26 protein-coding genes, 1 pseudogene and 1 riboswitch are annotated in these 26737 nt (G+C 43.4%); of the genes and pseudogenes, 26 read left to right on the forward strand and 1 reads right to left on the reverse strand.

Annotated elements, in window-relative coordinates:
* Positions 1-25 precede the first annotated feature (25 nt).
* The 12 genes from nox (at position 26) to O3644_RS03060 (ending at position 13561) form a co-directional block, all read left to right on the forward strand.
* Positions 26-1405, forward strand: coding sequence for a H2O-forming NADH oxidase (nox, locus tag O3644_RS03005; protein ID WP_048764240.1), 1380 nt, complete (start codon positions 26-28; stop codon positions 1403-1405).
* Between the two features lie 203 nt (positions 1406-1608).
* Complete coding sequence (locus O3644_RS03010) at positions 1609-2427, forward strand: PrsW family intramembrane metalloprotease (RefSeq protein WP_048764243.1); 819 nt, start codon at positions 1609-1611, stop codon at positions 2425-2427.
* Between the two features lie 183 nt (positions 2428-2610).
* Positions 2611-4164, forward strand: a complete 1554-nt coding sequence (locus tag O3644_RS03015; protein ID WP_048764246.1) for a ClC family H(+)/Cl(-) exchange transporter — start codon at positions 2611-2613, stop codon at positions 4162-4164.
* A gap of 127 nt (positions 4165-4291) precedes the next feature.
* Positions 4292-5164: an iron uptake system protein EfeO gene (gene efeO, locus O3644_RS03020; RefSeq protein ID WP_005589812.1), complete on the forward strand. Its 873-nt coding sequence runs from the start codon at positions 4292-4294 to the stop codon at positions 5162-5164.
* Positions 5165-5168: 4 nt separating this feature from the next.
* Entirely contained in the window at positions 5169-6377 is a 1209-nt protein-coding gene (gene efeB, locus O3644_RS03025) for an iron uptake transporter deferrochelatase/peroxidase subunit (protein ID WP_048764294.1), read from the forward strand.
* Entirely contained in the window at positions 6355-8052 is a 1698-nt protein-coding gene (locus tag O3644_RS03030; protein WP_371595012.1) for an FTR1 family protein, read from the forward strand. Before efeB ends, O3644_RS03030 begins: the two co-directional genes overlap by 23 nt.
* Positions 8045-8752 carry a twin-arginine translocase subunit TatC gene (gene tatC, locus O3644_RS03035; protein ID WP_371595013.1) on the forward strand — a complete coding sequence of 236 codons (708 nt, stop codon included), beginning with the start codon at positions 8045-8047 and terminating at the stop codon, positions 8750-8752. The genes O3644_RS03030 and tatC overlap by 8 nt, the downstream gene beginning before the upstream one ends.
* A complete protein-coding gene (locus O3644_RS03040; protein ID WP_239192387.1) occupies positions 8752-8937 on the forward strand; it encodes a twin-arginine translocase TatA/TatE family subunit in 186 nt (61 codons plus the stop codon). The genes tatC and O3644_RS03040 overlap by 1 nt, the downstream gene beginning before the upstream one ends.
* 170 nt (positions 8938-9107) lie before the next feature.
* A complete protein-coding gene (gene guaC, locus O3644_RS03045; protein WP_061423003.1) occupies positions 9108-10091 on the forward strand; it encodes a GMP reductase in 984 nt (327 codons plus the stop codon).
* Positions 10086-10183: riboswitch (purine riboswitch) on the forward strand. Its footprint overlaps the gene before it by 6 nt.
* A 101-nt stretch (positions 10184-10284) precedes the next feature.
* Positions 10285-10866 (forward strand): xanthine phosphoribosyltransferase, encoded by a 582-nt coding sequence (locus O3644_RS03050; RefSeq protein ID WP_048764251.1) that lies wholly within the window; start codon positions 10285-10287, stop codon positions 10864-10866.
* A 1-nt stretch (position 10867) separates the two neighbouring features.
* Positions 10868-12133, forward strand: coding sequence for a nucleobase:cation symporter-2 family protein (locus tag O3644_RS03055; RefSeq protein WP_048764253.1), 1266 nt, complete (start codon positions 10868-10870; stop codon positions 12131-12133).
* Positions 12134-12220: 87 nt separating this feature from the next.
* Entirely contained in the window at positions 12221-13561 is a 1341-nt protein-coding gene (locus O3644_RS03060) for an MATE family efflux transporter (RefSeq protein WP_048764255.1), read from the forward strand.
* Between the two features lie 53 nt (positions 13562-13614).
* Here O3644_RS03060 and O3644_RS03065 read toward each other — a convergent pair.
* Positions 13615-13803 (reverse strand): annotated as a pseudogene (locus tag O3644_RS03065) (4-oxalocrotonate tautomerase); the annotation flags it as partial.
* A 161-nt stretch (positions 13804-13964) separates the two neighbouring features.
* Between O3644_RS03065 and O3644_RS03070 the strand changes: the two are divergent.
* From O3644_RS03070 to O3644_RS03135, 14 genes are all read left to right on the forward strand, one after another.
* A complete protein-coding gene (locus O3644_RS03070; protein ID WP_048764258.1) occupies positions 13965-14537 on the forward strand; it encodes a thymidine kinase in 573 nt (190 codons plus the stop codon).
* A 35-nt stretch (positions 14538-14572) separates the two neighbouring features.
* Positions 14573-15652 carry a peptide chain release factor 1 gene (gene prfA, locus O3644_RS03075; RefSeq protein ID WP_005589827.1) on the forward strand — a complete coding sequence of 360 codons (1080 nt, stop codon included), beginning with the start codon at positions 14573-14575 and terminating at the stop codon, positions 15650-15652.
* Positions 15652-16482, forward strand: a complete 831-nt coding sequence (prmC, locus tag O3644_RS03080; protein ID WP_371595014.1) for a peptide chain release factor N(5)-glutamine methyltransferase — start codon at positions 15652-15654, stop codon at positions 16480-16482. Before prfA ends, prmC begins: the two co-directional genes overlap by 1 nt.
* The gene (locus tag O3644_RS03085) at positions 16475-17065 is read left to right on the forward strand and encodes an L-threonylcarbamoyladenylate synthase (RefSeq protein ID WP_371595015.1); all 591 of its coding nucleotides are present in this window, start codon (positions 16475-16477) and stop codon (positions 17063-17065) included. Before prmC ends, O3644_RS03085 begins: the two co-directional genes overlap by 8 nt.
* A 47-nt stretch (positions 17066-17112) precedes the next feature.
* Entirely contained in the window at positions 17113-18375 is a 1263-nt protein-coding gene (glyA, locus tag O3644_RS03090; protein WP_371595016.1) for a serine hydroxymethyltransferase, read from the forward strand.
* A 1-nt stretch (position 18376) separates the two neighbouring features.
* On the forward strand, positions 18377-19351 hold the full coding sequence (locus tag O3644_RS03095) for a nucleoid-associated protein (protein ID WP_371595017.1): 975 nt from the start codon (positions 18377-18379) through the stop codon (positions 19349-19351).
* Positions 19351-19953 (forward strand): lysozyme family protein, encoded by a 603-nt coding sequence (locus O3644_RS03100; RefSeq protein ID WP_048764272.1) that lies wholly within the window; start codon positions 19351-19353, stop codon positions 19951-19953. Before O3644_RS03095 ends, O3644_RS03100 begins: the two co-directional genes overlap by 1 nt.
* Positions 19954-20174: 221 nt before the next feature.
* Complete coding sequence (locus O3644_RS03105) at positions 20175-20672, forward strand: GAF domain-containing protein (RefSeq protein ID WP_048764274.1); 498 nt, start codon at positions 20175-20177, stop codon at positions 20670-20672.
* Positions 20672-22336: a DNA polymerase III subunit gamma/tau gene (gene dnaX, locus O3644_RS03110; protein WP_048764276.1), complete on the forward strand. Its 1665-nt coding sequence runs from the start codon at positions 20672-20674 to the stop codon at positions 22334-22336. The genes O3644_RS03105 and dnaX overlap by 1 nt, the downstream gene beginning before the upstream one ends.
* 38 nt (positions 22337-22374) lie before the next feature.
* Positions 22375-22566, forward strand: coding sequence for a DUF3272 family protein (locus O3644_RS03115; protein ID WP_062005208.1), 192 nt, complete (start codon positions 22375-22377; stop codon positions 22564-22566).
* 213 nt (positions 22567-22779) lie between these two features.
* Entirely contained in the window at positions 22780-24063 is a 1284-nt protein-coding gene (aroA, locus tag O3644_RS03120; RefSeq protein WP_062005210.1) for a 3-phosphoshikimate 1-carboxyvinyltransferase, read from the forward strand.
* A complete protein-coding gene (locus tag O3644_RS03125; protein ID WP_247951322.1) occupies positions 24056-24532 on the forward strand; it encodes a shikimate kinase in 477 nt (158 codons plus the stop codon). The genes aroA and O3644_RS03125 overlap by 8 nt, the downstream gene beginning before the upstream one ends.
* Positions 24529-25377, forward strand: coding sequence for a prephenate dehydratase (gene pheA, locus O3644_RS03130; protein WP_371595018.1), 849 nt, complete (start codon positions 24529-24531; stop codon positions 25375-25377). The genes O3644_RS03125 and pheA overlap by 4 nt, the downstream gene beginning before the upstream one ends.
* Positions 25374-26711 (forward strand): LCP family protein, encoded by a 1338-nt coding sequence (locus tag O3644_RS03135; protein ID WP_371595019.1) that lies wholly within the window; start codon positions 25374-25376, stop codon positions 26709-26711. The genes pheA and O3644_RS03135 overlap by 4 nt, the downstream gene beginning before the upstream one ends.
* Positions 26712-26737 lie beyond the last annotated feature (26 nt).

The raw sequence follows: 26737 nt of genomic DNA on the forward strand, positions 1-26737 counted from the left end.
ATTAAATTTAAAGGTGGATTATTCTATGAGTAAAATTATTGTAGTTGGTGCTAACCACGCTGGTACAGCTTGTATTAATACGATGTTGGATAACTTTGGTCATGAGAACGAAATCGTAGTATTTGACCAAAACTCAAATATTTCATTCCTTGGTTGTGGAATGGCGCTTTGGATTGGGAAACAAATTGATGGCCCAGAAGGTCTCTTCTACTCTGATAAAGAAAAATTGGAAGCAAAAGGTGCTAAAATTTACATGAACTCACCAGTTCTTTCAATTGACTACGATAACAAAGTTGTGACTGCTGAAGTTGAAGGTAAAGAGCACAAAGAGTCTTATGACAAATTAATCTTTGCAACTGGTTCAACTCCAATCTTGCCTCCAATCGAAGGTGTAGAAATCGTTAAGGGCAACCGCGAATTCAAAGCGACTCTTGAAAATGTACAATTTGTTAAGTTGTACCAAAATGCAGAAGAAGTCATCGAAAAACTTGCTGACAAGAGCAAACACCTTGAGCGCATTGCCGTTGTTGGTGGTGGTTACATCGGTGTAGAACTTGCCGAAGCTTTCGAGCGTCTTGGAAAAGAAGTGGTGCTTGTGGACATCGTAGACACTGTTTTGAACGGCTACTATGACAAAGACTTTACCCAAATGATGGCGAAAAACTTGGAAGACCACAACATCCGCTTGGCACTTGGTCAAACAGTTAAAGCAATCCAAGGTGATGGTAAAGTGGAACGCTTGGTAACAGACAAAGAAACATTTGATGTGGATATGGTAGTTCTTGCTGTTGGTTTCCGTCCAAACACAGCTCTTGCTGATGGTAAGATTGAACTCTTCCGTAACGGTGCCTTCCTTGTAGATAAGAAACAAGAAACATCTATCCCAGGTGTCTACGCTGTTGGTGACTGTGCGACTGTTTATGACAATGCTCGTAAAGACACAAGCTACATCGCCCTTGCATCTAACGCTGTACGTACTGGTATCGTGGGTGCTTACAACGCTTGTGGACATGAATTGGAAGGAATCGGAGTTCAAGGATCAAATGGTATCTCTATCTACGGTCTTCACATGGTTTCAACTGGTTTGACTCTTGAAAAAGCAAAAGCAGCAGGTTACAATGCAACTGAAACAGGCTTTAACGATCTTCAAAAACCAGAATTTATGAAGCATGATAACCACGAAGTTGCGATTAAGATTGTTTTTGACAAAGACAGTCGCGAAATCCTTGGTGCGCAGATGGTGTCTCGTGACTCTGCAATTAGCATGGGAATCCACATGTTCTCACTTGCTATCCAAGAGCATGTGACAATTGATAAATTGGCCTTGACAGATCTCTTCTTTTTGCCACACTTCAATAAACCATACAATTACATCACTATGGCTGCACTAACAGCTGAAAAATAATCTATCAAAAGTCCCGATAAGGGACTTTTTTGTCGCTTGTTTTATCGAGTTGAATTGTCAATACAATACAGAACAAGGCATATATATTATAAGTTTATCAACTAGTACAATAATTAATAATCATTCTAATGAGTTTTAAAATTAGTTCTATTTTAGATTTTTTTGTTATACTAAGATGAAAATAAAATTTTAGAAAGTTACTCATGAAGAAAAATATTGTTCTTTTCATTTTTCTCCTTCTAAGCGCGATTGGCTTGGAATACGAGACGCAAGCTTATACTACTGGCAGTATGTCAGGTACTGGTTATGGAATTGTCGGACTGTCAGCCCTTTTGGCCCTGCTCTATATCATCCCAGCTCTGCTTTTGATCCGCAGCTTGGGTAAAAAATGGCAGACGCCTGCACTTAGCCTTGGGATTGCTCTGCTAGGTGGGCTATTCATTTCTGGATGGACATCTGGCTTAGCTAATACTTATATCCACGAGTGGGTTAGTACGAGCTTTCCAAATACAGTGATTAGTTATCTGGAGAATGCTCTCGCAGCTCCGCTGGTTGAAGAGCCGCTTAAGCTTTTGGCAGTTGCTTTCGCTGTCTATCTAGTTCCAGTTAAGAAACTGAAAGCCTTTTTACTGCTAGGAATTACAGCTGGTATGGGCTTCCAAATCAGTGAAGATTTCTCATATATCCTCTCTGACCTACCTGAAGGCTTTTCCTTTACTATCTCTGGTATCTTAGGCCGTATCACTGGTGGGGTAGCTTCTCACTGGCTCTACACTGCTTTGACCACTATCGGCTTAGCCCTGATGTTCCGATTTGCTAAGACTCAAAAAACCTATTTTAAAGCTGGTCTATTTTACTTCTTATCAGCTTTTGTTCTCCACTTCTTCTGGAACTCTCCATTGACTTCTATTGAAACGGATATCCCAGTTATCGTTCCCATCATGACTGCTGTGGCTGTCTTCATTTTCTACCAAGCTTATCGAACATCTGGCAAGATTGATCGAGAAGATTTGTCAATCTAAACACGAAACGACCTTCAAGGTCGTTTTTTTGATGCTCAAACTACATTTTTGGCATTCTTTTAAATCTGATAAAGTTGATGTTAAAAAATTTATGTCCAAAAGCAAAATGTTCATGGATATCGCCTTGTTTCTTGACCACATGTTGTGCTAAAATGTTGCTATAAGATCTTTTGGAGAGAGATTATGATCAAACAAAAAGAACAGATTTCTGATACGAGAAAAGAATTTAATTTTATGTCCAGCTCCATCATTTCCCAAGTGTTCAGGGGGATTCTGGTGGGCATTTTTGCTGGACTAGTAGTGGGAGCATTTCGTTTATTGATTGAGAAAAGTTTTCACTTGATTCAGGCGGCTTATATGAGGGGCAGGAGCGAGTGGATTTGGCTGGTGGGTTTACTTTTCTTGTATACTTTCATTGTCTTTATCAATGCTAGATTGGTAGCTACAGAAAAGGACATAAAAGGTTCAGGGATTCCACAAGTTGAGGCCGAGTTGAAAGGCTTGATGTCACTTTCTTGGTGGAGCATTCTCTGGAAAAAATTCTTAGTTGGTATTTTAGCGATTTCCAGTGGCTTGATGCTGGGACGTGAGGGACCGAGTATTCAGCTAGGAGCGATGAGTGGAAAAGGCATATCTAAGTGGCTGAACTTGAGTCCGGTAGAGGAGCGGACCTTGATTGCTAGTGGTGCAGCTGCGGGCTTGGCTGCGGCTTTTAATGCGCCAATTGCAGGTTTGCTTTTTGTTGTTGAGGAAGTGTACCATCATTTTTCCCGCTTCTTTTGGGTTTCAACCTTGGCTGCAAGTTTAGTGGCAAATTTTATTTCGCTGTCTATATTTGGCCTGACTCCTGTTTTGGATATGCCGGATAATATTCCTTTCATGGGGCTGAATCAGTACTGGATTTATATCTTGATGGGCCTGTTTTTAGGATTGGCAGGTTTTCTCTATGAAAAAGCAGTCCTTAATATTCATCTAGTTTATGAAGCCCTAGGCAAATTTTTTAGAATACCAAAAGCTTACTATCCGATTTTTGCCTTTGTTTTAATCATTCCGATTGGCTATTTTCTGCCTCATTTGCTGGGCGGCGGGAATCAGCTGATTTTGTCTTTGACGAGTGCTCATTACACAGTTGGAACATTGATTCTCTTTTTCTTACTCCGTTTTGTATGGAGTATGATTAGTTATGGTAGCGGACTTCCTGGTGGCATTTTTCTGCCCATTCTGGCTTTGGGTTCTTTACTAGGCGCAGCAATTGGAGCCCTTTGTGTAGAAGCTGGTTTCATCACGCAAGAACAATTTCCAATTTTTATCATCTTGGGAATGAGTGGGTATTTTGGCGCCATTTCCAAAGCTCCGCTAACAGCTATGATTCTCGTGACGGAGATGGTGGGAGATATTCGAAACCTCATGCCACTGGGCTTGGTCACTCTGATGGCCTATATTGCTATGGATCTGCTAAAGGGAGCACCTGTTTATGAAGCCATGCTTGAAAAAATGCTGCCAGATCGGATTGAAGATGACGGAGAGACAACCTTGATTGAAATTCCTGTTTCAGAAAAGATCGCAGGTCGGCAGGTGCATGAGTTGGAGCTACCGCATGGTGTTTTAATCACGATGAATATCCATAAGGGCAAGACTCAGACGGTCAACGGAACCAGTCGTCTCTACCTAGGAGATACGATTTATGTAGTCGTTAAGAAAACGGAAATTGGCAAAATTAAAGATATTTTGCTTTAAAATACTTGTTTCTTGACTCAGAAAGAAGAGTTTTATTATAATTATCTGACAATTTATTGAAATATGAGAAATAAATTGTTATAATTTATATGAATTCGCCCCTTTTAGGGAAAATAAAGGAGTCAAGATGAAAAAACTTGGAATTGTCTTATTGTCAACAGCTATTTTACTGACTGGCTGTGCTGCTAATCAAAAATCGAATACAAGTGCCAGCAGTTCGGAAGCTAAAACGAGTCTTTCGGCTTCTGACCAGAAAGCTTTGGATAAGGCAACAGCAGAGTATAAAGCCTTTGTACAGAAAGAAATTGATCAATTATTGACGGATACGGAGAAATTCAGAGATACGCTCAAAGAAGGCAAGCTTGATGAAGCCAAGAAAATGTATCCGCTAATTCGCATGAGCTACGAGCGTTCAGAGCCGATTGCCGAAAGCTTCGGAGAGTCTGATGTGAAAATTGACTTCCGCTTAGCTGACTATGTGGATGAAAACAAGACCGAAGAAGGCTGGTCAGGCTTCCACCGGATTGAAAAAATTCTGTGGGAAAGTAATACAACGACTGGTACAGAGAAATATGCAGACCAGTTGGTCAATGACATCAAAGAATTAAAGGCTAAAATCGCGACTGTTGAGGTCACACCAGACATTATGCTGACTGGTGCAGTCGATCTCCTTAACGAAGTGGCGACCAGCAAGATTACTGGTGAAGAAGAAATCTTTTCACATACAGATTTGTATGATTTCCGCGCCAATATCCAAGGGGCAGAAAAGATTTTCGAACTCTTTAAACCTTTGATTGAGAAGAAAGATGAAAAACTGGTAAAAAGTATAGAAACTGAGTTCAAGAATGTCAATAGTTTGCTAGACAAGCACATGACTGATTCTAAGAATTATAAACTTTATACCGAATTGAGCAAGGAAGATACTAAAGAGCTAGGAGAAGCTGTCACAAAACTGGGCGAGCCTCTCTCTCAAATGGGTATCATCCTAGATGGGAAGTAAGAAGATGACCAAGGACGAAAAATGGTTTAATAAAAAAATGGATCGTCGGGAATTTCTTAAAAAAGCAGGGATTGGAGGCGTAGGCTTAGCACTTGGTGTCTCCAGTGCATCTGCTTTTTTCGCTAATCAAGCAAAAGAAGACAAAAAATTAGCTGACGGTGAAGAAGAAATCAGTTTTTACGGTGAGCATCAAGCTGGCATCACAACAGCCATGCAAAAGAATATCTATTTTGTCATTCTGGACCTGCATACGACGGATAAAGAGACCGTTATCCAGATGTTCAAGGACTGGACCGCTTACAGTGAAAAGTTGGTCAATGGGGAGCTAGTCAAAAAAGATGGTTCTAATGCCCTCTTGCCACCTACGGATACTGGAGAAACGGTCGGACTCAACCCTTACCGACTGACCTTGACCTTTGGCGTCTCCGCCTCTTTCCTGAAAAAAATGGGCTTGGAGAATAAAAAGCCCAAGGAATTTCGCGACCTGCCTCCTTTCCCTAAGGAACAACTAAAAGAGAAATATACTGGTGGTGATATTGTCATTCAAGCTTGTGCTGATGATGAGCAGGTGGCTTTTCATGCTGTTCGCAATCTGGTTCGTAAAGCGCGAAATGCTGTCACCATGAAATGGAGTCAGGCTGGTTTTGCTGCTATAGGTGATCGTATGTCTACTCCTCGTAATCTATTTGGTTTTAAAGACGGTACGGCCAATGTCACCAAGGAAAAAGACTTTGATAAGGTGGTTTGGTGTGATAGCAAGAACTGGATGAAGGGTGGCTCTTACATGGCTGTCCGTCGGATCCAGATGTTTCTTGAGACTTGGGATCGGACCAATTTGCAAGAGCAAGAAAACACCTTTGGTCGTTATAAGGAGAGTGGAGCGCCCTTTGGCAAGAAGAATGAATTTGACGAGGTAGACTTGGACCTGCTTCCAGTTGATGCTCATGTACGGCTGGCCAAAGAAGTGGACAGGCCTCTCTATCGCCGTTCCTATTCTTATTCGGATGGTATTGACGAAACAACGGGTCAATTTGATACAGGCCTCCTTTTTATCTCTTTCCAAAAGGATCCTGACAGCTTTATCAAAGTGCAGACCAATCTTGGAGCACAGGATAAGATGAATGAATATATCACCCATGTGGGCAGTGGCTTGTTTGCTTGCTTCGGCGGCGTCAAAGAAGGAGAATATCTTGGTCAGAAATTATTTGAATAAGATCTTGTTTTTACTTTTGGCGCTCGTACTCCTAGCTCAGCCTGTATCGGCTGAGGATTCCTATAGCAGTCTCTTTATCAAGATTACGGATGCCAGTACCGCCGTTCAAAAGGGTGACCAAGCTAGTGCCAAAGAGTTGCTGGAAGAAATCCAGACTGAATTTGCGGCTTTAAGCAACCATGACTCAGCTGCAGGGAAAGAAGTCAACAAGGCCTTGACTATCTCAGGCGATGTGACAGAGGACAAGCTGACCAAGGTTTCAGCTGCTCTTTTGGCTTTTGAAAAGGAGCAGAATCCCGTTGATCTTGAGGCGGAAAAAACTAAGCTGGTCAATAAACTAGAATCAAAATTTCAAGCTCTTCAGGCAGCGATTAAGAGTAAGGATCTTGAAAAAATTCGTGAAGCCTATAAAAAAATGAATTCGACTTGGACCGCCAATGAAGGCGTGGTAAGGGATCATAGTACGGCTCATTATGGCAAAGTGGAGACGGCCATTTCCTTTTTACGGAGTGCCATCGAGACAGAGCCAACGGATTTTGAAGCTATTCAAACTTCCTATGATGACTTGAGAGCAGCGATTGATAGCTTTGTCAAGGGAGAAGAGGCGTCTGCTAGCAGTGAGAATCTTACATTGGCGGATGGTATTGGCCTTCTGAAAAAGGCTCTGCTTGCTTTCCAAAAAGGAGACGAGAAGCAGGGCAAGGCTGTGATGAAGAAATTTATCACGATTTGGCCAAGCGTTGAAGGAGATGTCAGCACTAAAAATCCCTCCCTCTATACCAAAGTAGAAAGCCAGTCGCCTGTCATCATGGTGAAGGGCAAGGATAAGGAGTATCAAGACCAGCTCGCGTCCTTAATCAGTGAGCTAGAACAGATTGACACCAGCGGATCTTATACTTTCTTTGATGCTATGCTGATTTTGCTGCGTGAGGGCGTTGAGGCTCTCTTGATCGTGATGGCACTTGTCACGACGCTCAAGGCTTCCAAGATGAAAAAAGGTCTCAAATGGGTCTATACTGGTGCTGGCTTGGGAGTACTAGCCAGCGCTGCCATTGCCATTTTGCTGCAAACTCTTTTTCCAGCCGTCGCCTCTGGCTCCAATCGTGAAATTATTGAGGGGGCAGTGGGGATTTTTGCGGTTGTCATGATGATTTTGGTCGGCATTTGGCTCCACAGTAAGTCCTCTGTCAAGAAATGGAATGACTTCATGGAAAGTCAGATGCAGGCAGTGACAGCTAGTGGTAGTTTTATTTCCATGTTTGCCCTGAGCTTTCTCGCTGTCTTTCGTGAAGGAGCAGAGACCATCTTGTTCTACGCAGGAATTTTACCGCGCATTACTGCTCTAGATTTCTTTTTAGGATTGGGACTTGCTATCTTGGTTTTAGTTTTGCTTGCAATTCTAATGACCAAGGCCAGCAGTCTCATTCGGCCTCATCGAATTTTCTTTGGTCTGACTTGGCTGATTTATGCGCTGGCCTTTAAGATGCTGGGTGTCAGCATTCATGCCCTGCAATTAACAGCTATTTTCCCTAGTCACTTGATTTCTCATCTTCCAACCATTGATTGGCTGGGAATTTATCCGAGCCTAGAAGTGCTTCTAAGTCAAGCCATCTTTCTGGTCGTTGTCCTTTATGTGACCTTTAGAAATCGGCAAAAGGAGCGAGCAGATGTCTAATAAGGAACAGACCGTTGTTGAACACCTGACGGAATTTAGATGGCGTTTTATAGCTGTCTTAATCTGCTTCGGTTTGATTTTTCTGGTCAGTCTGCTTTTTGCAGCGGATATTTACAAATGGTTGACCGCTTCTTTTGAGCAGAAGTTGATTGTATTGGGACCAGACGACATTCTTTGGATTTATATTAGCTTGGCTAGTCTTGTGGCTTTCTCACTGACCCTGCCTTTTATGGTCTATCAGATTTGGGAATTTATCCGCCCTGCTCTTAGAAATAGTGAGGCAAAAGCGATTTTTGCTTATATACCAGCCACATTTTTCAGCTTTGTCTTGGGCTTGGCCTTTGGTTTTTACTTTGTCAGCCCCGCTATTTTGCAAGTTTTGCTCTCTTTAGGAGATGGTTTATTTGCCGTCCAGATGACAGCGCAAAACTATCTGGCCTTTCTGTTTCACACGACCATTCCGATTGCTTGCTTATTTGAATTGCCTGTCATTGTGGCTTTTCTGACATCAATCGGTTTGCTCAAACCGCAATTTTTGATAAAATATAGACGCTATGCTTATTTCGTTTTATTAGTATTAGCAGTAATCTTGACGCCAGCTGATTTCATCAGTGACTTATCAATGACAGTGCCACTGATTTTACTCTACGAAGTCAGTATCCTACTGAGTAAAATGATTGAGAAAAGGAGAACATCGTAATGGGAATTTTAAAAGACATCGGACTACCGGGCCTTATCGTTATCGTCCTAGGAGCTTTATTGATTTTTGGACCAAAACGTCTGCCAGAGCTAGGGCAGTCTATTGGAAAAATGTTTTCAGAGTTTAAAAAGGCAGTTGACGGAGGAGCAGAAAACTCCAACTCAGAAAAAGATAAGAAAGAATAAAACACGGGCGACCGTGTTTTTCTTAATTTCCGAACATTATCAATAATATATTTGAAATATTTTACAAAACCTGTACCTTGTGATATACTTTTTCTGGAAACGTCTGGATAGATGTAGCGATGCTGAAGAGCATAGGTAGGTCATTTTTAAGTATTGATAAGGAGTTTTCCATGCTCAATGATTTTCAGGTTTTTGATTATGAAGATATTCAATTAATTCCAGCGAAATGTATTGTGAAAAGTCGCTCAGAGGCTGATACCAGTGTGAAATTTGGTAAACATAGGTTTCGGATGCCGGTCGTTCCGTCCAATATGCAGACGATTATTGACGAATCTGTCGCTGAAGAGCTTGCTCGAGGAGGCTATTTCTACATTATGCACCGTTTCGATGAGGAAGGTCGCAAACCATTCGTTAAACGAATGCATGAGCAAGGCCTGATTGCATCGATCTCCGTCGGTGTGAAAGACTATGAGTATGACTTCGTTAGCAGCCTCAAAGATGATGCGCCTGAATACATTACCATTGATATTGCGCACGGGCACTCAGACAGTGTGATTCAAATGATCCAACACATTAAGAAAGAATTACCAGAGACCTTTGTCATTGCTGGCAATGTCGGAACTCCAGAAGCTGTGCGGGAACTGGAAAATGCTGGCGCGGATGCAACTAAAGTCGGCATTGGTCCAGGTAAGGTTTGTATTACCAAAGTCAAGACAGGTTTTGGTACGGGCGGCTGGCAGTTGTCTGCTCTTCGTTGGTGTTCAAAGGTTGCCCGTAAGCCTATTATTGCAGACGGAGGGATTCGAACGCATGGTGATATTGCCAAATCGATCCGCTTCGGAGCCAGCATGGTCATGATTGGTTCGCTCTTTGCCGGCCACATTGAAAGCCCAGGTGAAACCATCGAGGTAGATGGTGATAAGTTTAAAGAATACTATGGTTCTGCATCCGAGTATCAAAAAGGTGCTTATAAAAATGTCGAAGGTAAGAAGATTTTGCTGCCGGCCAAGGGCCACTTGCAAGACACATTAACTGAAATGGAGCAGGATTTGCAGAGTTCCATTTCCTATGCTGGTGGTCGTGACTTGCATAGCCTGACTCGTGTGGACTATGTCATCGTCAAAAATTCCATCTGGAACGGCGATGCTCATTAATGAAATAGAATAACTTATTTATCTTGCTAATGATTGGGGCAAGGTCTCTACAAGATGCCAAACATCTAACAATAAGTGAGTCTAATGACTTTCTGGTACTTTCAGTGTCAGGCTATTTGTCATTAAAAGGAAGGACTTGCTTATCGTGGCAGGTCCTTTCTTCATTGAACCAAGATATGTTAAAAGGAGATACATGAAAAAATTAGAAGAGAGAATTCTGCAAGACGGGAACGTTTTAGGAGAAAATATTCTCAAAGTTGACTCTTTCCTGACTCATCAGGTTGATTTTTCGCTCATGAAAGAAATCGGACAAGTATTTGCTGAGCATTTCAGGGATGCAGGCATTACAAAGGTTGTGACGATTGAGGCTTCAGGGATTGTACCGGCTGTCTATACGGCGGAAGCCTTGGGTGTTCCAATGATTTTTGCTAAAAAGTCTAAGAACATCACCATGACTGAAGGAATTTTAACGGCAGAAGTATATTCCTTTACCAAGCAGGTCACTTCGACGGTCTCCATCGCTGGCAAGTTTTTGGAGTCAAGTGACAAGGTCCTGGTTGTTGATGATTTCTTGGCAAATGGTCAGGCAGCCAAGGGCTTGATTAAAATTATTGAAGAAGCTGGCGCTGAAGTAGCAGCCGTTGGAATCGTGATTGAGAAATCCTTCCAAGATGGTCGAAGCTTGCTAGAAGCTCAAGGCCAAACAGTTTTTTCCTTGGCCCGAATTGACCGATTTGAAAATGGAAAAGTTGTATTTAGAGAGGCAGATCTATAAGATGAACTATAATGAAGAAAAACATTCACAGGCAGCCATTTTAGGTTTGCAGCATTTGTTGGCTATGTATTCAGGCTCCATTCTGGTACCGATTATGATTGCTGGGGCTTTAGGATACTCGGCCGAGCAGCTGACCTATCTGATTTCGACTGATATATTTATGTGTGGTGTTGCCACTCTCTTGCAACTCCAGCTAAATAAATATTTTGGTATCGGTCTGCCAGTCGTGCTGGGCGTAGCCTTCCAGTCTGTTGCTCCTTTGATTATCATTGGGCAGAGTCACGGTAGTGGCGCTATGTTTGGTGCCTTGATTGCATCAGGGCTTTATGTGGTTCTGATCGCTGGGATTTTCTCAAAAATCGCTAATCTGTTTCCATCAGTGGTGACTGGTTCGGTCATTACGACCATTGGGTTGACCTTGATTCCAGTTGCCATTGGCAATATGGGAAATAATGTAGACAAGCCGACCGCCCAAAGTCTGATTCTAGCAGCTGTGACGGTTCTGATTATTCTTTTGATTAACATTTTTACCAAAGGTTTTATCAAATCCATCTCTATTTTGATTGGTTTGATTGTCGGTACGGGCATTGCCGGAGCCATGGGCTTGGTGGATCTGACGCCCGTCGCACAGGCTCCGCTGGTCCATGTGCCAACACCTTTCTATTTCGGAGCACCGAAGTTTGAATTTTCTTCTATCGTAATGATGTGTATCATCGCAACGGTCTCTCTAGTGGAGTCAACGGGTGTATACTTAGCTCTTTCTGACATTACCAAAGATAAAATTGACAGCACCCGCTTACGAAATGGTTACCGAGCAGAAGGACTTGCGGTGCTGCTGGGTGGTGTCTTCAATACCTTCCCTTACACAGGATTTTCTCAGAATGTTGGCTTGGTCAAATTATCTGGTATCAAGACGCGGTTGCCGATTTATTATGCCGCTGGTTTCCTGATTCTTCTCGGCCTTTTGCCAAAATTCGGAGCCTTGGCGCAGATTATTCCAAGTCCAGTCCTTGGTGGTGCCATGCTGGTCATGTTTGGTTTTGTGTCCGTTCAGGGGATGCAAATCTTAGCGCGTGTTGACTTTGTGCACAGTGAGCATAATTTCCTCATTGCAGCGATTTCTATCTCAGCAGGTGTCGGACTCAATGGTAGCAGTCTTTTCAACAGCCTACCGACCAGCCTTCAGATGTTCTTTTCAAATGGAATTGTCATGGCCAGTCTGATTGCTATTGTCCTAAACGCCATCTTAAATCGCAAAAATAAATAAGAAAAGAGCTGGATGTTCCGGCTTTTTTTGACTATTCAGCTAGCTTGTAGTATAGTTAAAAAAGAAGATTAAAAAAAGGAATTCGACATGTATCAGACTTATCATTTGAAACAACGCCTAAGCTTGTTTGTTTCAATTTTTCTTCCTATCTTGATTTATCAGCTGGCAAATTTCTCGGCTTCCTTTGTTGACACGACCATGACGGGCCAATACGATACCTTGCATCTGGCAGGCGTCTCTATGGCGACCAGTCTGTGGGGGTCATTTTTCTCCTTTCTGACGGGGATTGTGTCTGCCTTGGTTCCGATCATTGGTCATCATTTGGGACAGGGGAAAGATGAAAAAATTGCATCAGATTTTTATCAGTTCATCTATCTTTCTTTGGCTTTATCGCTGATTTTATTTGCGCTGGTATTTTTGGGCGCCCCTTTGGTTTTGCAGCGTCTAGACTTAGACCCTTTGGTAAAAGATGTGGCCCAGCATTATCTTTGGTACTTGTCCATCGGTATCATTCCCTTCTTGCTCTTTAGTGTTATTCGCTCTCTCTTGGACGCTTTGGGGCTGACTCGACTTTCTATGTATTTGATGCTTTTGCTCCTACCTTTGAATGCTAGCTTTAATTATGTGTTGATTTATGGGGCTTTTGGCTTTCCAGAGATGGGCGGGGCTGGTGCGGGACTAGGCACTTCTTTAGCTTATTGGGTTTTATTAGTCATATCACTATTACTGGCCATCAAACATCCTAAAGTCCGCCAATACCAACTCTGGAAAATTCGTCCCTTGAGCAAAGCTGGTTTGGCTGAAGGTTTTCGCTTAGGTTTGCCAATAGGAGGGACAGTCTTTGCTGAAGTTGTCATCTTTTCAATCGTCGGACTGGTGATGTCAAAATTTTCATCTTTGATTATCGCTAGCCATCAGTCCGCTATGAACTTTTCTACTCTCATGTATGCTTTCCCTATGAGTATCTCTACAGCTATGGCCATTATCGTCTCTTATGAGTTGGGAGCTGAAAGACTTGACGATGTGAAGAAATATTGTACTTTGGGGAGAATTGTGGCATCTATTTTCGCGGTCTTTACCTTGATTTTTCTCTATATTTTCCGAGACAAGGTTGCCAGTCTCTATGGCTCTGATCCAGAGTTTATTCGTCTGACCTCAATCTTTCTGACTTTTAGCCTCTTTTTCCAATTAGCTGATACGATTGCCGCTCCTTTGCAAGGAATTTTGCGAGGTTATAAGGATACTCAAGCTCCATTTTACTTGGGCTTACTAGCTTACTGGGGCGTTTCCTTGCCTCTGGGCTTGTTTTTAGATCAGGCTACGGACTTGGGACCGTATGGTTACTGGATTGGACTAATTGCAAGTTTGGTCGTGAGCGCCATCCTTTACCAACTGCGATTGAATTATATCCAAAAGAAGCGCCGCTGAGCGTTTTCATCATAAAATCAAAAGGCTGAGTTATTATCTCAGCCCTTTTGATTTTATTTTGTTCGCATTTCACCTTGAGGGAAGTAAGTGCCTTCTGGCATATCGTTGATGATGACATGGACAGCAGACTGAGGTGCGCCAGTATTTCTGACAACGGCTTCGGTGACTTCTTTAGCCAAAGCTTTCTTTTGTTCCAAGCTGCGGCCTTCAAATAAATCAATTCTGACAAATGGCATATGATTTCTCCTTTTCTTTTGCTAATCTTATTTTATCACAAATTAGGTTTTAAAGAATAGTGAATTGTGGTAAAATAATAGGAAGTACGGTCGGTCTTTTCAGCCGAGTCTATGGATAAAGTTGAAAGTCCTAGAAAGACAATACTTAGAGAGAATGTAAGAATAAAATGGCTCAGTTATATTATAAATATGGCACAATGAATTCGGGCAAGACCATTGAAATTTTGAAAGTGGCCCACAACTACGAAGAGCAGGGGAAAAGCGTAGTAATCATGACCTCAGCTGTCGATACACGTGATGGCTTTGGCGTCGTTTCTAGTCGTATCGGCATGAAACGAAATGCCATAGCTATTGAAGACCAGACGGATATTTTTGGCTATATCCAGCAGCTTCCTGAAAAACCTTATTGTGTTTTGATTGATGAGGCTCAGTTTTTGAAACGCCATCATGTCTATGATTTGGCTAGAGTAGTGGATGAGCTGGATGTTCCAGTCATGGCTTTTGGTCTGAAAAATGACTTTCGCAATGAACTCTTTGAAGGCTCCAAGCACCTCTTGCTCCTGGCTGATAAGATTGACGAAATCAAGACCATTTGCCAATATTGCTCTAAAAAGGCAACCATGGTTTTGCGGACGGATAATGGGAAACCTGTCTATGATGGCGAACAGATCAAAATCGGTGGCCATGAGACCTATATTTCGGTTTGCCGCAAGCATTATTTCAATCCACCCATTAAGTAGAATGAATTAGAAAATCAAGGAGATAGATTACAAAGATGAATATTTATGACCAGTTACAGGCAGTGGAAGACCGCTATGAAGAGCTTGGAGAATTGCTCAGTGACCCTGATGTGGTATCTGATACCAAGCGTTTCATGGAGCTTTCAAAAGAAGAGGCTTCCACTCGTGATACGGTAACAGCTTACCGCGAATACAAGCAAGTCCTTCAAAACATCGTTGATGCTGAAGAGATGATTAAGGAATCAGGCGGAGATGCAGACTTGGAAGAAATGGCCAAGCAAGAGCTCAAAGATGCTAAGGCTGAAAAAGAAGAGTACGAAGAAAAACTGAAAATCTTGCTCCTTCCAAAGGATCCGAACGACGATAAGAATATCATCCTTGAAATTCGTGGAGCAGCGGGCGGAGATGAAGCGGCACTTTTTGCTGGAGATTTGCTGACGATGTATCAGAAATATGCAGAAGCCCAAGGCTGGCGTTTTGAAGTCATGGAAGCTTCTATGAACGGTGTAGGTGGTTTCAAAGAAGTAGTAGCCATGGTTTCAGGGCAATCCGTTTACTCTAAACTCAAGTATGAGTCTGGAGCCCACCGTGTGCAACGGGTTCCAGTAACAGAAAGTCAAGGCCGTGTTCATACCTCAACAGCAACTGTCTTGGTTATGCCAGAAATCGAAGAAGTAGAATACGATATTGATCCAAAAGACCTTCGTGTCGACATCTACCACGCATCAGGTGCTGGTGGACAGAACGTCAACAAGGTTGCGACAGCCGTTCGTATTGTTCACTTGCCAACCAATATCAAGGTTGAGATGCAGGAAGAACGGACCCAGCAGAAGAACCGTGAGAAGGCCATGAAGATTATCCGTGCGCGTGTGGCTGACCACTTTGCGCAGATTGCTCAGGATGAGCAAGACGCTGAACGTAAGTCAACGATTGGTACTGGTGACCGTTCAGAGCGGATCCGTACCTATAACTTCCCACAAAATCGTGTCACAGACCACCGTATCGGCTTGACTCTTCAAAAACTAGATACCATTTTGTCTGGTAAATTGGACGAAGTTGTAGATGCCTTGGTGCTCTATGACCAAACGCAAAAACTAGAAGAGCTGAATAAATAATGACCTTAGCTCAATATTTGGCTGAGTTAGAGCTGGAACTGGTAGTAGCGGGAGAAGAAGCGGAAAGCCTGTCTTTCGTTTATCGAGCTCTCAATGAGCTCTCCTTTACCGATTTTGTTCTCAAGCTTCAGACAGAGGTTAGTCAGGAAGATCGTGACCAGCTGAAAGCAATTCATGAACAGCTGCTCGCTCATAAGCCAGCCCAGTATATTATTGGGAGCAGTGACTTTCACGGCTTGACTCTCAAGGTGGATGAGCGGGTGTTGATTCCAAGGCCTGAGACGGAGGAGCTAGTGGAGTTGATTTTGTCAGAAAATCTCGAAGGTTCTCTGTCTGTCTTGGATATCGGAACGGGTAGTGGGGCCATCGCTCTGGCACTGGCAAGCAGTCGCCCAGACTGGCAGATTACTGCTTCTGATCTCTCTGGCGATGCTCTTGCCTTGGCGGCGGAAAACGCTCAGTCCTGCGGCCTCAATCCTACTTTTGTCCGATCCGATTGCTTTGAAGCAATCAGTGGGAGCTTTGACATCATCGTTTCCAATCCGCCCTATATTTCAGAAGCGGATAAGGACGAAGTCGGCCTCAATGTTCTGACGTCAGAGCCTCACATGGCCCTCTTTGCTGAGGAGGATGGCTATGCCGTCTATCGGAAAATAGCCGAGCAGGCAGGAGACTATCTGACAGAAAAAGGAAAAATTTATCTGGAAATTGGTTACAAGCAAGGAGACGGTGTTGCGGAGTTATTCAAAAAATCTTTCCCGCAAAAACGAATCCGAGTCCTGAAGGATCAATTTGGCAAAGATAGAATGGTGGTGGTTGACAATGGATAAGATAGAAAAGACTCTGGCAGCAGGCGGAGCGGTTGTCCTGCCGACAGAAACTGTTTATGGCCTCTTTGCCCAGGCTTTAAACCAAGAGGCGGTTGAACGAGTCTACGAATTAAAAAGAAGACCGCGTGACAAGGCTCTCAATCTCAATGTGGCTAGCTTGGAAGATATTTATGCCTTTTCCAAGAACCAGCCCAGCTATCTGGATCAACTCTATCAAGCCTTTCTACCTGGGCCGCTGACTATTATCCTCCAAGCTAATGACCGTGTACCATCTTGGATTAACTCTGGTATGGAAACCGTAGGATTTCGGATTCCTAAGCATCCGGTTACGCTAGACTTGATTCGCAAGTATGGTCCCTTGATTGGTCCATCCGCCAATCTTTCTGGAGAAGCCAGTGGAACTTCTTTCCAGCAGATTATGCTGGATTTTCAAGAGCAAGTCTTGGGAGTAGAAGATGATGCCGCTTTGACAGGTCAGGATTCAACCATTCTGGATTTATCTGGAGAAAAGGCACGTATTCTGCGTCAGGGTGCCATCACTCGCGAGGATATTCTCGCCCAAGTAAATGATATAATATTTTAACTATTAGGAGCCTAGCGCCCTATTTTCTCAAAAGAAGGAGACACTTTATGATTTTTGACCAAGAAGACTACAAAGCATTTGACAAAGAACTCTGGGATGCCATTGCCAATGAGGAAGAGCGTCAGCAACATAATATCGAGCTGATTGCTTCAGAAAACGTCGTTTCTAAAGCTGTTATGGCGGCTCAAGGTTCTATTTTGACCAATAAATACGCTGAGGGCTACCCAGGTCGCCGCTATTATGGTGGAACAGACGTAGTGGATGTAGTGGAGAGCTTGGCCATTGAGCGCGCTAAGGAAATTTTTGGTGCCAAGTTTGCCAATGTGCAACCTCACTCAGGCAGTCAGGCCAATTGTGCGGCATATATGGCTTTGATTGAGCCAGGCGACACAGTGATGGGCATGGATCTGTCTGCGGGCGGCCACTTGACTCATGGTGCATCAGTCAGTTTCTCTGGTCAAACCTACAATTTTGTATCCTATAGCGTTGATCCTGAAACAGAATTACTGGACTTTGATGCCATCCTAAAGCAAGCCAAAGAGGTTCAGCCTAAACTGATTGTGGCGGGTGCTTCAGCCTATTCTCATATCATTGACTTTTCAAAATTCCGTGAAATCGCTGACGCTGTAGGTGCCAAGCTTATGGTCGATATGGCTCATATTGCTGGTTTGGTTGCTGCAGGTCTCCATCCAAGTCCAGTTCCTTATGCGGATATCACAACCACGACAACCCACAAGACCTTGCGCGGCCCTCGCGGTGGCTTGATTTTGACAAATGATGAAGACTTAGCTAAGAAAATCAATTCAGCTATCTTCCCAGGTATTCAAGGCGGACCATTAGAGCATGTCATTGCAGCCAAAGCTGTGGCTTTCAAAGAAGTGCTGGACCCAGCTTTCAAGGTTTATGCCCAACAGATTTTGGACAATGCCCAAGCCATGGCGCAAGTCTTCCGTCAGCATGATAAGTTCCGTGTGATTTCTGACGGTACTGAAAATCATCTTTTCTTGGTTGATGTCACTAAGGTTGTAGAAAATGGGAAAGTCGCTCAAAATCTCTTAGATGAGGTCAATATCACTCTTAATAAAAACTCCATCCCTTACGAGACTTTGTCACCATTTAAAACCAGCGGCATTCGTATCGGTACAGCAGCTATTGTAGCTCGAGGTTTTGGTGTCACAGAAAGTATCAAGGTGGCTGAGCTTATTATCAAGGCTCTGGAAAACGCTGAAAACGAAGCGGTGCTGAACCAAGTGCGAGCGGAAGTTCGCGAACTGACGGATGCTTTTCCGCTCTATGAAGGTTTGAACTAAGATGGACATTTACGTAAAAAAGGCCATCATTCATCAATTCAGTCCAGCTGATACCGAACTGCTGCTGGCGGATAAGTTTCTCAACATTACTCCCAAGATTGAAGAATACTTGCGTAAGAAAATCGAGCGAGTTTATTCTGATGAGGCGAAAACAGGTGTTTTCGATCCCGAAAATGTCTTTTTAGCCCAGCTTTCAGACGACTTACTGGAAACATCCGTGACAGTGGCTAAGCTTTGGCAGGAGGAGTTTTCTGTCAGTGAAAACCAGAAAACAAATGATTTGATTTTCGTTCAGTTTGACAAGGAAGGCGTGGAGCACTTCGCTTTTCTGCGGATTGCCCTGCGGGAAACCCTGACCCACTTGGGTGGCGAGACGGACAATCCAATCAAACTGACGCAGAACAATTTGCCTGGCTTTGGTACGGGGGCGGACGAGGCTTTGGTCATCAATCTCCAGTCTCGCAAGTACCATCTGATTGAAAAGCGTATCAAGTACAATGGCGCCTTTCTCAACTATTTTTCGGATAATCTCTTGCAGGTCAGTCCTAAGATTTCACCAAAAAAATCTATCAAGACTCTGGAAAAAACAGCTCAAAAGATTGCTGAAAGCTTTAATACAGATGACTTTCAGTTCCAGTCTAAGGTCAAATCCAGCATTTTCAAAAATCTGGAAGAAAATGACGAATTGTCTCCTGAAAAGTTGGCAGACGAGCTGTTTGACAGCAATCTGACAGCCCGACTTACCTTTATTGACCAGGTTAAGGAAACTGTGCCAGAGCCAATCAAGTTTGATGAGATTGACAGCAGTCGCCAGAAAAAGAAGTTCGAAAATCAAAAATTATCCCTCTCTAATGGAATAGAGCTGATCGTTCCCAATAATGTCTATCAGGATGCTGAATCCGTGGAATTTATCCAGAACGACAACGGGACCTACTCTATTCTCATCAAAAATATAGAGGATATACAAAGTAAATAATGTTTAAATTTATCAGAAGATTGATTTTGCTCATCATTCTGGCTGCCATCGCGATAAAAGGCTATCAAGTCCATCGTGATGTTAAGCAGGTTATGACCTATCAAAGCTTGGTTAGAGAAGTGCTAGACGAGCAGGACACTGCGGCTAATGAAGAGCTTGTCCTAGCCATGATCTACACAGAAACCAAGGGAAGAAACAACGACCTCATGCAGTCTAGTGAGAGTGCAACAGGCGAAATCAATTCGATTACAGACAATAAAGAAAGTGTCCGGCAAGGGATTCAGACTCTATCGGACAATCTAGAGCTGGCCAGCGAGAAAAAGGTAGATGTTTGGACAGCGGTTCAGGCCTACAATTTTGGTCAGGCCTATATCGACTATGTGGCGCAAAATGGCGGTGAGAATACGCTTGAGCTAGCAAAAAAATACTCAAAAGAAGTGGTTGCTCCGAGTCTTGGCAACGTGACTGGAAAAACCTATTCATACTATAATGTGCTTTCCATTTTTTACGGTCCCAAGCTTTATATCAATGGTGGAAATTACTATTATTCACGGCAGGTGCGACTAAATATGTACCTTATCCGCTTTATAGGTTGGCTGTAAACAGATGATTGGAGTATAGCTCGCCTTTCTATAGGAATAAGAGGTTGGGATGGATAATCTCAGCTTCTTATTTTTAAAGAAGGACAAATAAGGATTTGGTCTCTCTTTTGTAGTGATTAGAATTAGAAGATATTTTTCAACTTGAGCTTCGAACTAGAAAAGAAGCTAAAAAGTTTTGATTTTTTCTTCTGTAGGACGGGCTTTTTGATATAATAGAAAGTATGAATAAAAGGGAAAAAATTTCAAATTATCAACTGTTACTGGCTCAGCTAGAAGCCTTATTGGAGGGTGAGACCAATGCTTTGGCCAATCTTTCTAATGCTAGCGCCCTGCTTAATCAAGCCCTGCCTCATTCGGTTTTTACTGGTTTCTATCTTTTTGATGGGAGTGAGCTGATTCTGGGACCTTTTCAGGGCGGTGTTTCCTGTGTCCATATTGCTCTAGGCAAGGGTGTTTGTGGGGAGTCTGCTGAGAAAGAGCAGACGATTATCGTAGATGATGTGACCCAGCATGCCAACTATATCTCCTGTGATAGCCGTGCTAAGAGCGAGATTGTGGTGCCCATGGTAAAAGACGGTCGCCTACTTGGAGTGTTGGATTTGGACTCGGCCTTGACTGGGGATTATGATGACGCAGACCAGGAATATCTGGAAAAGTTTGTCCAGATTTTGCTTGAAAAAACGACCTGGAATTTTGAAATGTTTGGAGAAAAAGCCTAATGTATCAAGCTTTATATCGAAAGTACCGCAGTCAGACCTTTGGTCAGCTGGTGGGTCAGCAGGTAGTAGCGACCACTCTGCGGCAGGCTGTTGAGCAAGGGAAAATCAGCCATGCCTATCTTTTTTCTGGTCCACGTGGAACAGGAAAAACCAGTGTTGCCAAGATTTTTGCCAAGGCTATGAACTGTCCTAATCAAAAGGATGGTGAGCCCTGCAATGACTGCTATATCTGCCAGGCCATCACTGAGGGGAGTCTTGAAGATGTCATTGAGATCGACGCGGCTTCTAATAATGGTGTCGATGAGATTCGTGATATTCGGGACAAGTCTACCTATGCGCCCAGTCTTGCCAAGCACAAGGTCTATATCATTGATGAGGTGCACATGCTCTCGACTGGAGCCTTTAACGCCTTGCTCAAGACCTTGGAAGAGCCAACCGAAAATGTGGTCTTTATCCTAGCGACGACAGAGCTGCATAAGATTCCAGCGACCATTCTTTCTCGTGTTCAGCGATTTGAGTTTAAGTCTATCAAGACGCAGGACATCATTGGTCATATTGAGTGGATTCTGGAGCAGGAAGGCATTGATTTTGAGCAAGAAGGTGTGCAGATTATTGCCCGTCGAGCTGAGGGCGGTATGCGAGATGCCTTGTCTATCCTCGATCAGGCTCTTAGCTTGACCCAAGAAAATCGTTTGACTACTGATATTGCTGAAGAGATCACAGGCTCTATCAGCTTAGGTGCCTTGGATGCCTATGTAGCAGCCTTGATTGCTCATGATGCAGTAGCAGCCTTGGATAATCTCAATCTGATTTTTGACAGTGGCAAAAACATGGCTCGCTTCGTGACGGACCTCCTGCAATACCTGCGTGACCTAATCATTGTCAAAACTGGCGGAGAAAATCATCATACTAGTGAGCTCTTTCTGGAAAATATCAAGACACCGCAGGAGACTCTCTTTGCCATGATTGAGATAGCGACCAAGAGTTTAGCAGACATCAAAAATACCCTGCAGCCTAAGATTTATACAGAAATGATGACTATTCGACTGGCTGAGGAAAAAGCAGGCTTGGACCAGATTCCTGACAACTTGGCAGAAGAACTGTCTAATCTCAAGCAGGAAATTCAAGAGCTCAAGCAGCAATTGGCCAATGTCGGCAGTCAGCCAGCTCCAGCAGCTAAGAAATCAGAGGCACGACCTCAGAAGGCTAAGACCTATCGAGTAGATCGCAATAAGGTCAATGCCATTTTGGAAGAGGCAGTGGAAAATCCTGACTTGGCTCGCAGCAATTTGACCAAGCTGCAAAATGCTTGGGGTGAAATTATCGAGAGTTTGGCAGGAGCGGACAAGGCGCTGCTCATCGGTTCGCAGCCAGTTGCAGCTAACGAAAATCATGCTATTTTGGCTTTTGAGTCTCATTTCAACGCTGAGCAGACCATGAAAAGAGAAAATCTCAATACCATGTTTGGAAATCTGCTGAGCAATGCTGCTGGCTTTTCACCAGATATTCTGGCTATTTCTCTCGAAGACTGGACTCAGATTCGGGCAGAATTTTCAGCTAGAAGTCGCGGCAATAAAGCAGAAGCAGTTGAAAAGCAGGAAGAAAGTTTGATACCGGAAGGCTTTGATTTTCTAGCGGAAAAAATCACCGTGCAGGATGATTGAATTTAGATTTTTATGATTTTTCATGCTATAATGGAAGAATGAATAGACGACAATTTATTGTAATGGCGGCTTTTACAGCCCTAGAAACGTACTTTTTTAATAAATCAATCATGTCTGAAGACTATCTGATGGCTATTTTCTGGGCCATTCTGATTGGTCGTAATCTGCAGATTAGCTATGTGATGGGGCGAATTATGGATGAGATTGATAAGCATCTAGGACACAAATAATGACTAAATCAGAGATTGACTAGAGTGAGAATCTGGCACTCTAGAGTGGTTTTGACAAGGAACAAAGGGAGGCTGAGAGACGATTGTCGCAGCCTCTTTTATGATGTAGAAAAGGGAGAAAAGAGCAAGAAGTCGGAATGAATACAAGAATTTTTTAGAAAATTGCTATTTTTATGATAAAATAGAAGTTAGTAGCAATTGAAAGGGGCATCTATGAAGTTAAGAACAAAGGTAAAAGGCCTGAATGGTCGCATCCGTGTGCCGGGCGACAAATCAATCAGTCACCGTTCGATTATGTTCGGGAGCTTGGCCAAGGGCCTTACAGTGGTTCACGATATTTTGAGAGGTGAGGATGTCCTTTCTACGATGCAGGTCTTTCGTGATTTAGGCGTTAAGATAGAGGATGATGGAAAGACTGTCAAGATCCATGGTGTTGGGTTTGATGGTCTCAAGGCGCCACACAATAAATTAGACATGGGAAATTCAGGGACCTCTATCCGCTTGATTTCGGGTCTCTTGGCAGGTCAGGATTTTGCAGCAGAGATGTTTGGCGATGATAGTTTGTCCAAGCGTCCGATGGATCGGGTAACCCTGCCTCTTAGTCAAATGGGTGTGGATATTTGGGGTCAGACAGAACGAGATTTACCGCCACTACACATTCATGGCCGAAAAGATTTAAAGCCTATCCATTACCAGCTGCCAGTGGCTTCCGCTCAAGTCAAATCAGCCTTGATTTTTGCGGCTTTACAGGCTCAAGGCGAGTCAGTCATTATTGAAAAGGAAATTACCCGTAACCATACAGAGGATATGATTGTCCAATTTGGTGGTCAAATTGAGGTCAAGGATAAAGAAATCCGTGTGCAGGGTGGTCAGACCTTTACTGGGCAAGAAGTGAGAGTGCCTGGTGATATTTCCAGTGCAGCCTTCTGGCTAGTTGCAGGCTTGATTCTTCCCCATTCCAAAATCGTCCTAGAAAATGTTGGAATCAATGAAACTCGGACGGGGATTCTTGATGTTATCAAGGCAATGGGCGGTAAGATGACCCTTTCTAATATAGATGAGGTGGCCAAATCCGCTACGATTACCGTTGAGACTTCTGAGCTGAAAGGAACTGAGATTGGCGGAGAAATTATTCCGCGCTTGATAGACGAGCTTCCGATAATTGCCCTTTTAGCCACCCAAGCTGAGGGCAGAACGGTGATCCGAGATGCCGAGGAGTTAAAGGTCAAAGAAACCGATCGGATTCAGGTTGTCGCAGACGCCTTAAATAGCATGGGAGCAGCCATTAGCCCTACAGCAGATGGCATGATTATCGATGGAAAAACGCTTCTCCATGGTGCAACCATCAATACGTTCGGTGACCACCGTATTGGAATGATGGCAGCCATTGCGGCCCTGTTAGTTTCGGATGGAGAGGTGGAGCTGGAGCGGGCAGAAGCAATCAATACCAGCTATCCAAGCTTCTTCTCAGACTTGGAGGGCTTAGTGAATGGCTAAGATTTTACTTGGCTTCATGGGAGCGGGAAAATCAACGATTGCGAGAGCCTTGTCAGCAGATTTTCTGGATATGGACGAGCTGATTGTCCAAAAAATCGGCATGTCCATCCAAGAGTATTTTGCTCAATACGGCGAGCAAGCCTTTCGAAAAATTGAAGCTGAAGTCTTGGCTGAGTGTATCCAGCAGGATGTCGTGCTTTCTACGGGAGGCGGTGTCGTCTTGAGCCCCCAAAACCGTGACTTATTGGCTCAAAACTCCCAAAATATTTATTTGAAAGCTGACTTTGAGACCCTCTTTCGTCGGATTGAGGGAGATCAGGAAAATCAGCGTCCCTTGTATCTGACAAAGAGCAGGGCAGATTTGCAGGAGATTTTTGAACAACGCCAGGCTCTCTATGAGACGGTCGCGACACAAACAATTGACGTGGTAGGAAAAACGCCACAAGAAATTATTGAGGAAATTCAATGAAAGTAGCTTTTTTAGGACCCAAGGGATCTTTTTCCCACCATGTTGCCCAAGAAGCCTTTCCCCAAGCAGACTTGGTGCCCTACCAAAATATCACAGAAGTGATGAAGGCCTATGAAGGGAAAGAAGTGGATTATTCAGTCGTTCCCGTGGAAAATTCGATTGAAGGAAGTGTCCATGAGACCTTGGATTATCTTTTCCATCAAGCTGAGATCCAAGCGGTAGCAGAGATTGTTCAGCCCATTAAGCAGCAGTTATTGGCGACCAGTTTGGACAAGCCCATTGAGAAAGTTTTTTCCCATCCTCAGGCGCTTGCTCAGGGGAAAGGCTATATTCGCCAGCATTATCCAGAAGCAGCAATAGAAATTACAGCTAGTACAGCTTATGCGGCTCGCTTTGTAGCAGAGCATCCTGACCAACCTTTTGCGGCTATTGCACCGCGGACTGCGGCAGTTGAGTATGGCTTGCAAGTGGTGGCTCAGGATATTCAGGAAATGGAGGAAAATTTCACTCGTTTCTGGATTTTGGGACAAACCACCCCTACTCTTAAGCTTCTAAAGCAAGAGGAAAAGCAGAGTTTAGCTCTGACCTTACCGGATAATCTGCCCGGTGCATTGTATAAGGCACTATCAACCTTTGCTTGGCGTGGCATTGATCTGACAAAGATTGAAAGTCGCCCTCTTAAAACAGCCCTAGGGGAATATTTCTTTATTATTGATATTGATAATGAACGGAAAGAATTAGTGGATTTCGCTTACCAAGAGCTTACCGCACTTGGTATAACCTATAAAATTCTAGGCAGTTATCCCGTTTTTCAAATTCAGGATTATAGATTGGAGCAGAGATGAGAGAAACAGAAAATCTGAGTCGACACGAGCAGTTAAGGCTGGATTATCTCCATACAAACTATTACTATCTTAACGAACATGAAAAAGAGGAGTATAATTACCTCCGCCAAAAGTCGAAAGGACGGCCAGATGCTGCGCAAAAGGCGTCTACTAGGGAGAATGTGCAGGCTTCATCAGAAGATCCGAAGACGGATTCATCCGGTTTGTTACCCAAATACCCGGGTAAAGGTTCTCTCAGCAGAAGTCAAAAGAATTCCCGTAATTCTTTAAAGCAAGAAACGAAAAAATCAACTCAGAAAACTCCGAGAACCTACAAAAAAATTCGTCCGAAGCGCGTGCTGATGTGGCTCCTGATTTTTGTGCTTTTGGTCGTTTCTGGCATGCTCTTTATGTTTTTCAAAGGCTTAAATACAGCGAGACCAGGAAATCTTAAAGCAGCTGATGTTGAGTACTTTGATGGTCATGATGCTCGAGATGGGATCAATATTCTTGTTTTAGGGACAGACGGACGAATTGGAGAAAATTCAACGGAGACTCGGACCGATTCAATTATGGTCTTGAACGTTGGCAATAAAGACCATAAAATGAAGTTGGTCAGCTTTATGCGTGATACCTTGATTCATATTGACGGTGTCAGCAATTCCTACACGGAGCCGACGGATGATGATTATTATGATCAAAAATTGAACTCCGCCTATACTTTTGGTGAACAAGACAATCATCGTGGAGCTGAGGCAGTTCGTCAAGCTTTGAAAGATAACTTCGATATTGACATTAAATACTATGCTCTAGTGGACTTTAACACCTTTGCGACTGCAATTGACACCCTCTTTCCAAATGGTGTATTTATGGATGCTAAATTTTCGACGATTGATGGCGAAAAAGTCACAGAAGTGGAAGTCCCAGATGATTTGAACATGAAGGATGGAGTGGTTCCTACTCAAACCATCAAAGTTGGTCGTCAGCACATGGATGGTCGGACGCTCTTAAACTATGCCCGCTTCCGTAAGGACGATGAGGGTGACTTTGGACGTACACGCCGCCAGCAAGAAGTCTTGACCGCTATCATGCAGCAGATAAAAGACCCTACGAAGCTTTTTACAGGATCTGAAGCGTTAGGAAAAGTTTTTGCCTTGACCTCGACCAATGTACCTCAGAGTTTTATTTGGTCACAAGGCTTATCCTTGGTGCTTGATTCACGCAATGGGATAGAGCGCCTCACTATACCAGAACTAGGCGACTGGACGGATACCTATGATATGTATGGTGGACAAGGACTCTTGATTGATTTTGAAGCCTATAAAGAAAGATTGAAACAAATGGGCTTAAGATAGGGCTCTTATGATATAATGGGAAGTGG

The sequence above is a fragment of the Streptococcus sp. 27098_8_113 genome, from assembly GCF_041432545.1.
Lineage (GTDB): Bacteria > Bacillota > Bacilli > Lactobacillales > Streptococcaceae > Streptococcus.